The 10,385-nt window shown below is 63.5% G+C and carries 10 protein-coding genes; 3 read left to right on the forward strand and 7 right to left on the reverse strand.

Going from position 1 to position 10,385, the window contains the following annotated elements:
• The 3 genes from mutM to mutY all read left to right on the forward strand — a co-directional run.
• Positions 1–791, forward strand: a 791-nt coding sequence (mutM, locus tag AC1DKD_RS33975; RefSeq protein ID WP_477144248.1) for a bifunctional DNA-formamidopyrimidine glycosylase/DNA-(apurinic or apyrimidinic site) lyase, incomplete at its 5' end; no start/stop codon positions are given.
• 273 nt (positions 792–1,064) lie between these two features.
• On the forward strand, positions 1,065–3,008 hold the full coding sequence (locus AC1DKD_RS33980) for a dynamin family protein (protein ID WP_477144249.1): 1,944 nt from the start codon (positions 1,065–1,067) through the stop codon (positions 3,006–3,008).
• Positions 3,009–3,099: 91 nt separating this feature from the next.
• Entirely contained in the window at positions 3,100–4,290 is a 1,191-nt protein-coding gene (gene mutY / locus AC1DKD_RS33985; RefSeq protein WP_441627020.1) for an A/G-specific adenine glycosylase, read from the forward strand.
• 28 nt (positions 4,291–4,318) lie between these two features.
• Here mutY and AC1DKD_RS33990 read toward each other — a convergent pair whose 3' ends face one another.
• The 7 genes from AC1DKD_RS33990 to AC1DKD_RS34020 all read right to left on the reverse strand — a co-directional run.
• Entirely contained in the window at positions 4,319–4,999 is a 681-nt protein-coding gene (locus AC1DKD_RS33990) for an LON peptidase substrate-binding domain-containing protein (RefSeq protein ID WP_441627022.1), read from the reverse strand.
• 65 nt (positions 5,000–5,064) lie between these two features.
• Complete coding sequence (gene rapZ / locus AC1DKD_RS33995) at positions 5,065–5,982, reverse strand: RNase adapter RapZ (RefSeq protein ID WP_477102597.1); 918 nt, start codon at positions 5,980–5,982, stop codon at positions 5,065–5,067.
• A gap of 117 nt (positions 5,983–6,099) precedes the next feature.
• A complete protein-coding gene (locus tag AC1DKD_RS34000; protein ID WP_477144250.1) occupies positions 6,100–6,477 on the reverse strand; it encodes a PsiF family protein in 378 nt (125 codons plus the stop codon).
• Between the two features lie 173 nt (positions 6,478–6,650).
• Positions 6,651–7,622, reverse strand: coding sequence for an HPr(Ser) kinase/phosphatase (gene hprK / locus AC1DKD_RS34005; RefSeq protein WP_006159437.1), 972 nt, complete (start codon positions 7,620–7,622; stop codon positions 6,651–6,653).
• Positions 7,623–7,700: 78 nt separating this feature from the next.
• Positions 7,701–8,156 carry a PTS IIA-like nitrogen regulatory protein PtsN gene (ptsN, locus tag AC1DKD_RS34010; protein WP_006159436.1) on the reverse strand — a complete coding sequence of 152 codons (456 nt, stop codon included), beginning with the start codon at positions 8,154–8,156 and terminating at the stop codon, positions 7,701–7,703.
• Positions 8,157–8,537: 381 nt separating this feature from the next.
• The gene (gene hpf / locus AC1DKD_RS34015) at positions 8,538–8,888 is read right to left on the reverse strand and encodes a ribosome hibernation-promoting factor, HPF/YfiA family (protein ID WP_006159435.1); all 351 of its coding nucleotides are present in this window, start codon (positions 8,886–8,888) and stop codon (positions 8,538–8,540) included.
• 49 nt (positions 8,889–8,937) lie between these two features.
• The coding region (locus AC1DKD_RS34020; protein ID WP_477144251.1) for an RNA polymerase factor sigma-54 at positions 8,938–10,385 on the reverse strand (1,448 nt) is incomplete at its 5' end.

The raw sequence follows: 10,385 nt of genomic DNA on the forward strand, positions 1-10,385 counted from the left end.
AGTCACAACTGACCGGCCGGGTGATCGCTCGCATCGAACGGCGCGGCAAATACCTGCTGCTGGAGTGTGTGCGCCAGGCTGCGGCCAGCCTTTTTCCGGATGGCTCTCCTTGCCTGCCGCCAGTAGATGACCGGGGCTGGCTGCTGATCCACCTCGGCATGACGGGTACCTTGCGGGTGCTGCCGCAAGCGCCGCCGGCGGGCAGTCACGATCACCTCGACCTGATCCTCGCGGACCCCGCCGACACGCACGCCGATACCGGCACCAGCCTGGTGCTTCGTTTTCGCGACCCGCGCCGCTTTGGCGCTGTGCTCTGGAGCCCGCTCGAAGAGTCGCAGTTGCCAACACATCCGCTGCTGCGCAACCTTGGCGTCGAGCCTTTCGATCCGCGCTTCGACGGAGCCTGGCTGTACCGCCTCGGGCGCGGGCGCAGCGCAGCCATCAAGACGGTGCTCCTGGCGGGAGACATCGTGGTGGGCGTAGGCAATATCTATGCGTCGGAGAGCCTGTTTGCCGCCGGCATCCGTCCCACCACGCCGGCTGGCCGGCTCTCCCTGGCGCGCTGTGAACGCCTTGCCGTCGCGGTGCGGGACACGCTGGCCCGTGCCATCGAGCGCGGCGGCAGCACGCTGCGCGACTTCGTCGGCAGCGATGGCAGCAGCGGCTACTTCCAGCTGGATTGCGCCGTGTATGACCGTGCCGGGCATCCCTGCCGGGTCTGCGGCACCACTATCCGGCAGATCGTCCAGGGACAGCGCTCGACTTTCTATTGCCCTACCTGCCAGCGCTGAAACCGCGCCGCCCTCCTCAAGGCCGACGCCGCACCGAAGTGTTTATTGAGTAACTTCCCGATGCTGTTGCACCGGGCCGATGGGCCGGCGCAACAGCGAGGCCCGCAGGCGACTCGAATTTCACAAAAATCCCCCGGAAACCTGTATCTTCAACAAAGTAAAAAAGTGTTACAAAGACACCATGTCACCGCCCGGGTGCAGGCTATCGGACATCAAGACGCCAGGCCTGCAGCGCCGTCGCGGGGGCTTTTCGCCAAGCCGATCCCAGTGCCAATGACAACCCTCGCCCTTCAATTCGAACAATACGGCGCCTGGAGAACCGGGGTGCTCAATTCCCTGGCCGAATTCCGCTCCTGGCTGCAGCAGCACGATCTCTACGACGCCCAGGCCGACGAACGCGTCCAGCGCATCCAGGGCGTGCTCAAGAGCGACCGGCTCAAGGTAGCCTTCATCGCGGAGTTCTCGCGGGGCAAGAGCGAACTGATCAACGCCATTTTCTTTGCAGACTATGGCCGGCGCATCCTGCCGTCATCCGCCGGGCGCACCACGATGTGCCCGACCGAGCTGCGCTACGACGAGGCCGAGGCGCCGTGCATCCGCCTGCTGCCGATCGAGACGCGCCTGCAGGAAGCCTCCACTGCTGATTTCCTCGACGTCGACGCGCACTGGCATACCGTGCCGCTCGATCCCTCGTCGCCGGATGGGATGCTCGATGCGTTCCGGCACGTGATCGAGACCAACCGCGTCACCCGGGAGATGGCGGAATCGCTCGGCTTGTATAACGAGAACGATCCCGACGCCGCCTACGCGCTCGATGCCGACGGCATGGTGGAGATTTCCCGCTGGCGCCATGCAGTTATCAATTTCCCGCATCCGCTGCTGCGCCAGGGTCTGGTAATCCTTGACACACCGGGTCTCAACGCGATCGGYACCGAGCCGGAACTGACRYTGCGCCTGATTCCGGAKGCGCAYGTSGTGGTGTTTATGCTCGCCGCCGATGCCGGCGTGACCAAGAGCGACCTGGATCTCTGGCGCAGCCATGTTAGCGCGGGCCACCGCAAGGGCTGCCTGGCGGTGCTGAACAAGATCGACGGTCTGTGGGACCCGCTCAAGTCGCCGGCCGAGACCGCGGCCGAGATTACGCGCCAGGTCACCAACAGCGCCCAGGTGCTGGGGATCGACGAGTCGCGCGTCTAYCCGGTGTCGGCGCAGAAGGGCCTGGTGGCCAAGGTCACGCACGATGACGACTTGCTGGCGCGCAGCGGCCTGCCGCAATTCGAACATGTTCTGTCGGATCAACTGATTCCACAGCGGCGTGAGATCGTCGCCGACCAGGTACAGCGCTCGGTGGAGGAAATGACGCGTGGCGCGCAGCAACTGCTGCAGAGCCGCCGCCGCAGCATCGTCGAGCAGTTGTTCGAGTTGCGCGGCCTGCGCGGCAAGAACCACGCGATGGTCAAGCACATGCTGATGCGTGTGCAGTCCGAAAAGGAAGAGTTCGAGCAGAGCATCKCSAAGTTCCAGGCGCTGCGYCTTGTGTTCGGACGYCACAGCGCSGAYATCATCAAGAGCCTGCARYTGCGCGACGTGCGCCGCACCATGCGCGAGCGCCGCGAGCAGATGAAGGAGCGCTTCTTCTCGCGCGGCATGCGCGAGGACATGGACGGGCTGTTCGCCCGGCTAGGCGAACTGGTCAGCGAGGCTGACCAGAAGATCGTCCAGCTACACCAGCTCACCGACAGCATGTACCGCCGCTTCAATGCCGAGCACGGCTTCACGTTGCCGGCGCCGATCCAGTTTGTCACCGCGCGCTACGTGAGCGAACTGCAGCAGACGCTGGCACTGGCCCAGACGCACTTCGGCGCCATGAGCATGCTGACCCGCTCGCGTCCGCAACTGGTGCAAAGCGCGTTCTCCACTGTTGCAAGCCGCGTGCTGGAAACCTTTCGCGATCTCAACCGCGATATCGAGATCTGGCTCAAGTCAGTGATGACGCCGCTGGAGGCGCAGGTACGCGAGCATCAGAAGCAACTGCGTCGCCGGGTCGACTCGATCGAGCGCATCCACGAGGCGACCGACACGCTGGAAAGCCGCATCGCGCAGCTGGAGGAAGTGCTGAACGGGCTGGACGAGCGCAGCGGACGCATCGAATCCTTCTCCCGGCAGATCCTGCGGCCTGACGCCGAAGACGGCCAGCTCAGGGCCGTCGCCGCCTGAAGCACGGCTGGCGCGCGGTGCCGGAGGCGGCAAGGCGGTATCATGACGCGCCGCCGCTTCCGGCGCTGCCGCCTTTTCCGTCACGTTCCCGATGCCCCGCAAGCCAGCCGCTACTCCCGCCGTTTCTTCCACCGATCTTTCCCTGGCCGCCGTTCCCGCCGTTCCCGCCGTTCCCGCCGATTTCGCCACGCGCGTGGTGGATTGGCAGCGCCTGCACGGGCGCCATGACTTGCCGTGGCAGAACACCCGCGACCCTTACCGGATCTGGTTGTCGGAGATCATGCTGCAGCAGACCCAGGTCAGCGCGGTGATCGAGTATTTCCAGCGTTTCGTCGGCCGCCTGCCTACCGTTGCCGCTCTGGCGGAGGCTAGCGCGGACGAGGTGATGGCGCTCTGGGCAGGGCTTGGCTATTACTCGCGCGCGCGCAACCTGCACCGCTGCGCCAAGAGCGTGATGAGCGAGCACGGCGGCGTGTTTCCTACCGATCCCGAGGTGCTGGTGACGCTGCCCGGCATCGGCCGCTCGACCGCGGCGGCCGTGGCCGCCTTCAGTGTTGGCGTGCGATCCCCCATCCTGGACGGCAATGTCAAGCGCGTCTTCGCTAGGTTCTTCGGCATCCACGGCCATCCGGGCGTCAAGGCGGTGGAGAACCGCATGTGGCAAATCGCGGAGGAGGTGTTGCCCCCGAAGGGGCCTGGACAGGCCGAGGACATGGTGTCCTATACCCAGGGCGTAATGGATCTCGGCGCCACCGTCTGTTCGCGCGGCAAGCCGGCCTGCCTTGCTGCCGCGGCGTCGTGCCCGCTGGCCAGCGACTGCGTGGCGCGCCGGGACGGCCTGACCGCCGCGCTGCCCACGCCGAAACCGCGTGCCGCCATTCCCGAGCGCAGCACCGTCATGCTGCTGGTCCGGCGCGGCCGTGAAGTCCTGCTGGCGTTGCGACCCGACAGCGGCATCTGGGGCGGCCTCTGGAGCCTGCCTGAAATGCCGGTGGATACCGTGCCCTTCGATGCCGAACTGGCCGAAGACGCCGCCCGCGAACGCGCCCGCGATTTCGGCACGCCCGGCACCGCCAGCATGGTCGGCGAACTCACCCACGTCTTCACCCACTTCCGCCTGCTGATCCGCGCCATCCGCGTGGACGTCACCGGCCTGAGCGCCCACGACGCAGCCGATGGCACTCCGCTACGCTGGCTCTCGCTGGACGATCTCGATGCGGTGGGCACACCGGCACCGGTGCGCAAGCTGCTCGAAGCACAGGCGCTGGGGGGATTGTTCTAAAGCTAAAGCCCTTTGCCGCGTGGGAGGCTCAGAGAATATGGTGTTGACGCATGTACTTGTGCACGATCTCGATCCGCATCCCCGCGTCCGGCAGCGCCATCAGCATCTGCTTGGCCTTGAGCGGCACGGGCAGCAACTCGCATAGCCGATTGGCCACCCAGCTCGGGTCATCCCACAGGAACGGCTCTGCAAACGGAAGCTTGCCCGGATGCTCCGCGTGGAGCGAGGCGACGATACGGCGCAGCACAGCAAGGCATTCGCCCAGCAGTTCAAGCTTGCAGTCGATGATGTCGGGCGGCAGCAATTCCGCCTGACCCACCAGCAAACCATCGGCGCGCACACTGTGGCCTATCAGCCGGAAGCGCTGGCGCCCGCGCGCACTGATCAGCAGCACGCCAAGCTGCTCCATATTGCAGTCGACGATATCCGCCAGGCAGCCGATGGTCTCGGGCATGGTGGGTTCATTGGGGCGGGCGACCTCGTTGCCGCTGGCGATCAGGCAGACGCCGAAAGGTGTGTGATCGCGCATGCAAGCGCGCACCATATCCACATAGCGTGCTTCAAAAACGCGCAGCGGCAGCAGGCCATCCGGAAAGAGTACGGTGTGCAGCGGAAACAGCGGCAGGCCATCCAGCGCAGGCGGTACCGACGATGTACCGGACGAAGCGGTGGTCGAAGCGGATGAGCCGGGCGTGGCGTGTGAGGACATGCTGAGCCAGCAGAGTTTCGGGCGGGAATTGCCGAGCCTGGCCGCGAAACCTGCAGCTGCGGCCTTCAGCCGCCGGGTGCGAGCTCGCGGTGTCTCACCAGCACATTACCATGGGCGCGAAAATAGTTGGCAAGTCTTTCAGCGATGTACACGGAGCGGTGCTGGCCGCCCGTGCAGCCAATGGCGACGGTCAGGTAGCTGCGATTGTCCGCGATGAAACTTGGCAGCCACTTTTCCACGTAGGCGCGGATGTCATCGGCCATGGCCAGCACCATCGGCTGGCTCTGCAGGAAGTCGATCACGGGCTCGTCGCGTCCGGTCAGCGGGCGCAGGGCCAGGTCGTAGTAGGGGTTGGGCAGCGAGCGGACATCGAACACCAGGTCGGCATCGCTGGGCACGCCGTGCTTGAAGCCAAACGATTCGAACAGCAAGGTGAGTTTCAGGTCATCGCCGCGCACGAATTCCTTGATCCACGCGCGCAGCGTATTGGTGCGCACGTTGCTGGTGTCGATACGGTGCGCGGCCTCCGCCAGCGGGCTGAGCAGCTCGCGCTCCATCTCGATGGCTTCGATCAGGGACGTGTCGTTGTATGGCGCATCGAGCGCATTGTCTGCAACGCCCGCAGGTTCGGCATTGGCCGAGAGGGTCGCCTTGTCGATACGCATCGACAGCGGGTGGCGCCGCCGCGTTTCCGAGTATCGCTGCACCAGCGCATCCGTATTGGCGGTCAGGAAAACCACCCGGACCTGGTGTTCGGAGGCGAGGTTGCGCAGCGTGCCGGGCAATTCGTCCAGCGATTCGCGGCTGCGGATGTCGGTAGCGACGCCAAGATGGGTGTAACCCTGGCTTGCGAGATACTGGGCCAGCGCCGGAATAAACTGAGCCGGCAGGTTGTCAACGCAGTAGTAACCTGCGTCTTCCAGTACGTTCAAGGCAACGGATTTGCCGGAGCCGGAGATTCCGGTGATAAGTATGATGCGCATAGCACGACAAGCATAACATCAGGTGATGACGCCGTCATGACGGCGAGGCGCCAACAAAAATGGCGAACCGAAGGGTTCGCCATTTTCGCATGTCCGCATGCTAAGTGACGCGGGGGCTTACTTGGAGAGGCACTCGCTCATGAAGGCTTTGCGCTCGTCGCCCTTCTTGCCGGTAGCGTCCTTGTTGCACGCCGTCATCTTTTCCTGCTGGCTGTTCTTGGCGGGAGCGGCGGCGGGTTTGTTGGAGAGGCAGTCGCTCATGAAGGCCTTGCGCTCGTCGCCCTTCTTGCCGGCGGCCTGCGTATTGCAGGCCTTCATCTTGTCCTGTTGGGAGTTTGTCGCCGCGGGCGCCGCCGGTGCTGCCGGTGCTACCGGTTTTGCGGACGTTGCGGGTGCCGCGGGCGTTGCGGTTGCTGCGGCCGGTGCATTCTGGGCGAAGGCGCCGCTGGCGAAAAGCGGGGCTACCAGCACGCACATCGCGATCATTCTCTTCATGCTTGCTCTCCTGGCTGTGGAAAACTTCATGGCTGCTGGCCATGTCGGCGCGGCAACTCGGGCTGGGCTCAATGTCCATTACTGCACAAAACGGCCTGTGCCCCAAACGCGTTGACGACGGAAGCGCGGACGAATGCAATCAATTGAAACAGCCCAGGCACGGCGCTGGCTGCCTAGAGTAGCCGGCCCTGGCCCCGCGATGCCACATCGGCTTGCATCGCGGCGCGCTGGCGGTCCATGAAATCGCGCAGCGTGTCGATGCCGCGCAGGCGCAGGATGGTGTTGCGGACGGCGGCCTCGACCAGCACGGCGAGATTTCGGCCGGCCGCCACCTGGATCTTGACCATGTGGATGGGCAGGCCGAGCACATCCAGATACTGGGAATCCAGCGGCAGGCGTTCGAATTCGCCGTCGTTGCGGCGCACCAGCTGCACCACCAGTTTCAGCTTCATCTTCCGGCGCACCGCGGTCTCGCCAAAGATCGTCTTGATGTCGAGCAGGCCCAGGCCGCGCACTTCAAGCAGGTTTTGCAGCAGGGGCGGGCAGCGGCCTTCAATGAAATCGGGTCCGAGCCGGACAAAATCCACGGCATCGTCCGCCACCAGCCCATGTCCGCGTGAAATCAGCTCCAGGCCGAGCTCACTCTTGCCCAGGCCGGATTCACCCATCACCAGCACGCCCATGCCGAGGATGTCGAGGAATACGCCGTGCATGGTCACGCGTGGCGCGGAAATGCGCGACAGGTAGAGGCGCAGGTGATCGATCACCGCCGCCGAGGACACCGGCGTAGTGAACAAGGGCGTGGAGGAACGCGTGCAGCGCAGTTCCAGGTCGGGCGGTGGCTCCATGCCGTCGGCAATCACCAGGAAGGGCGGTTCCAGCAGGATCAGCTCACCCATCTGGCGCTTGCGCATCTCGTCGTCGAGACGCTGGTAATACGTGATCTCGGGCTTGCCCAGGACCTGGATCCGGTTCGGGTGGATCAGGTTCAAGTGGCCGACGAGATCGGCCGCGGAAGTGGCTTCACGTGCGAATTCGACATCGAACGCCCGGTCGGCGCCTTCCAGGCCGGCTACCCAGGAGAGTTTGATATCGGCTGCGTTGTCGTCGAAGATCGACTGCGAGGTGACGCCAGTGAGTTCCATGCGGGTGCTTTCAGGAGCGAGCTTTCAGACAGCGGGGACAATTGCCCCGCTCGCCTGCGTAAAGATCGCCGAGGCCGGTCAGGGGTGCCATTGCGTCAGCAACTGGTGCACGTCATCGGGGGTGGGCAGGGTAGCCAGTCCTTCGCGCATCTCGCGGTCGGACAGCAGCTGGGCGATCTCCGAGAGAATCTCCAGATGTTGCTGGGTGGCCTGTTCGGGCACCAGCAGGAAGATCAGCAGCGCTACCGGCTTGCCGTCGGGAGATTCGAAGGGGATCGGCTCGGCCAGGCGCATGAAGGCGGCAAGTGGCTGCTTCAGTCCCTTGATGCGGCCATGCGGAATGGCAACCCCGGCGCCAAGACCAGTGGACCCCAGCGATTCGCGGGCGAACAGGTTGTCGGTCACGGTAGCGCGCGCCACGCCATGGTTGTTCTCGAAGAGGAGCCCGGCCTGTTCGAACACGCGCTTCTTGCTGGTGACGCTGACGTCGAGGTTGATGTTGCCGGGTGGCAGCAATTTAGCCAAACGATTCATGTGGAATGCGCAGGGTTTTCTAGTAAGCAGGCCCGGGGCCGGGAGGCATCGCGCCGGGCAAAAAAGAAGAAAAAACCAAGGTCCGAAGTTTCACCGGGTGTCCCCCTGCCGGTGTCGGGCGTCTGGCCATTATAGAGCAGGCCCGCCCCCGCCTTGTGCATTGCAATACCCGATGCGCGGAAGCGGTGCCGCGTGCACGGAAAAATCGTTGAGCTTGAGAACTATGTATTGCACAGCATACACCGGTCCATATGCGTTGCGGAATCCCCCGCGTGGTCCCGGATGAGCGCCAGGAACGAAAAAGCCGCGCTATGGGCGCGGCTTGATTCCGGTTTCAAGGGAGTGACACCGGCGGCCCGGTCTGTGGGCCACCAGGCACGGTCATTGCTGCATCTGCGATGCGGCCATCTGATACTTGACCGCTTCGCGGTCGTGGCTTTGCACGCGATCCTTATGGCGAATCACCTGCCGGTCGAGCTTGTCGACGAGCGCGTCGATAGCGGCATACAGGTCTTCATGATGCGCTTCGACAAAGATGTCCTTGCCCTTGAGATGTAGATTGATTTCCGCGTACTGCCGCCGGTCCTTTTCTTTTGTATTGTCGACAGAGAGCAGCACACTTACGCCAATGACTTGATCAAAATGCCTGACGATACGCTCCAGTTTCGTTTCCACGTACTCACGCAGCGGGGGCGTGATGTCCAAGTGGTGTCCACTGATCTTGAAGTTCATAGCGTTTCTCCTTCTGAAAGAGTTGCACCAGGCAGGCGATGCAACTCGGCTACAAAGTCTTGCGGAGAGTAACTGCCGGAATCTTGAGCGCCTCGCGGTATTTGGCAACGGTGCGTCGTGCCACTACGAAGCCTTGCTCGCCGAGCAATTCGGCAATCCGGCTGTCGGACAAGGGATTCCTGGCGTCTTCGGCTCCTATCAGTTGCTTGATCAACGCACGAATTGCCGTTGACGAGGCCGCGCCGCCGGTTTCTGTGGATACGTGACTGCCGAAGAAATACTTCAGCTCGAAAGTCCCCATCGGCGTTGCCATGTATTTATTGGTAGTCACCCGAGAGATGGTGGACTCGTGTAAACCCAGTGTATCGGCAATCTCCCGCAAAACCAAGGGGCGCATCGCAATTTCACCGTGGGTGAAGAAGTTCTTTTGACGTTCGACAATAGCTTGTGCAACGCGCAATATCGTGTCGAACCTTTGCTGGATATTCTTGATCAACCAGCGTGCCTCCTGCAGTTTTTGCTGCAGTCCCGCAGCACCCGCATCGCCTTTTGCACCGCGCAATATCTGCGCGTACATGTCGTTGATACGTAGCCGCGGCATCACATCCGGATTGAGCTGCGCGATCCAGCCGCCATTCAGTTTACGGACAAAAACATCGGGCACGACGAAGTCGGCTTCGGGGCGGCTGTACGCATGGCCCGGATAAGGCGCCAGAGAGCGGATCAGTTCATGCGCCGACTTCAATTCCGGCTCGTCCACCTGCAGCGCTTTTTTCAGGCGCGTGTAGTCGCGCACCGCGAGCAGTTCCAGGTGATTGGTGACAATGGTCAGCGCCAGGTCGCGCTGCGGGTGCTTGATGCGGCGCAATTGCAGCGCCAGGCATTCGGCCGCATTGCGTGCGCCGACACCAGGCGGATCGAAGCTCTGCAGCAGGGTAAGGACGGCGTGGATCTCGTCGACCTCGAATTCAAGTTCATCCGGCAGTTCGCTGCAGATTTCCTCGAGCGAGGCGCTCAGGTAGCCGTCGTCGTCCAGCGACTCGACCAGGAAGATGGCCAGCCCCTTGTCGCGCAACGAAATTTTCAGCGGCGCGAGCTGTTCCATCAGATGTTCGCGCAGCGTGGGTTCGGCGTCGCGCAACTGCATCGGGGTCTTTTCGTCGTCGTCGCCTTGCGGGCGGCGGGCGAAGTCGTCGAGGCTCCAGTCGTTGCCGTAGTCCTCGTTGCTGTCGGAATAGCTGTCTTCGGCCTCGGGCGCGCCGTCGGGGCGGTTCTCGCTGGTGCCCTGGCCGTCGGCGGGCGCCGGCGCGGGAGCGCTCTGCATGTTGACCGAGCCGTCGGCGGCAACGCGCAACGGGCTGTCGAGCCAGTCGTTCTCGCGTTCGAGCAAAGGGTTCTCGGTCAGCGCCTGTTCCACTTCCTGCTGCAGTTCGAGCGTGGACAGTTGCAGCAGCCGGATCGACTGCTGGAGTTGCGGCGTGAGCGCGAGATGCTGCG

The organism is Cupriavidus sp. 05T313, from assembly GCF_056396665.1.